Annotated in this window: 2 protein-coding genes; both read right to left on the bottom strand. The window is 21.4% G+C overall.

Annotated features, from left to right (window positions below):
* On the bottom strand, positions 1-569 hold a 569-nt coding region (locus C6B38_RS04155), incomplete at its 3' end, for a recombinase RecT (protein ID WP_146693296.1).
* Between the two features lie 14 nt (positions 570-583).
* Positions 584-1,293 (bottom strand): hypothetical protein (locus C6B38_RS09925; RefSeq protein ID WP_162475860.1); only part of this gene is annotated, 710 nt, incomplete at its 5' end.

Below are 1,293 nucleotides of genomic sequence, written 5' to 3'. Positions count from 1 at the left end.
TCAACCATTTCTTTTGGTCATTTATTTCAAGGTGAATATTCACTATTACCACTAGGACTACTATTTTTTAAACGATCAATATCTGCTTTTCTTAATAAAATACCTTGATAATTTCCATTTTTATCTTTTGCAAAAGCATAAGCACCAATAATTTCATTATAATCACTAGTATTTGCATTAAAATTAATTTCATGTATTTTAGGACATGAATTTAAACTATCTCATTCAAATTTTTCACCTTTAAATATAATTGCTTTTCTTGGACTATACCCTGCTTCTTCAATTCTTTTACAATAAACTTTACTATCAATAACAGTAGTTAATTTATTTTTAAATGGAATAATATTAAAATCTTTACCAAAAATTAATCCTTTATTACTTAATTTAATAATTCCTAATGCTGTTATTTTAGCATTATCAGCAGTATTAACTAATTGCATATAACTTTGTCCATTTTTCATTTTTAATTCTTCAAGTGCTAAAATATTTTCTTTTACATATTTATCATTAACTTTTAATTCATATTTAATAATTGCACCTTTAATATATTGTTGTAATTCATTTGTCATTTTATTTCACTCCTTTAAATTTTTATATTTATTCCTTTAATACCAACTACTTTATTATTAGTATTTGTATCTCATTGTGCTTTAATTGTATTTTTAACTAACTTTTCATTAACAATTAAATATTTAATTAATTGYTTTAATTCATATTGATTAGCATTTTCTAAAAAATCATCATCAATCCCTAATATTTCAATATCTTKTATTAATAATTTTTCTTTTATTAAATTAATACCAACTTTTTTTAATTGTTTTGGTTCTAATGATTTATCAATTTGCACAATTTCTTCCATTACACGAACTTGTTCATCTTGAATTTGGTCTATATCAAGACCCATATCTGGTGTTAAACTATTTGCTTTTTCAATTAATTCTTGTTTTTTTAATTCTTGTTCTTTTAAAAACTCATTTTGCTTTTGAATTCGCACTTGATTAATATTATTTTTAATTTGAATTTTATGATTTTCAATTGATTTTTCAAAATTAATAATATTAGTATGAATACGATTTAAAGCATCTTTAAATTCTTTAACTGGATCTAATGGTTCTTTAAAAACAATATCAATTTTAGTTAATGTTGATGGAATATCTTTTAAATGCACATCTTTATAACCAGTCGTATTATATTGATTACGATGTCTGTATATAAATTCTGCTAATTCTTGTCCATTTTCATCAATTCATTTTTTAATATTTAATGCTTTTAAACTTAATTCTTTAAAATCAT

It is taken from the genome of Spiroplasma sp. ChiS, assembly GCF_002968355.1.
Lineage (GTDB): Bacteria > Bacillota_I > Bacilli_A > Mycoplasmatales > Mycoplasmataceae > Spiroplasma > Spiroplasma citri.
This window is presented reverse-complemented; position numbering and strand designations above follow the sequence as displayed.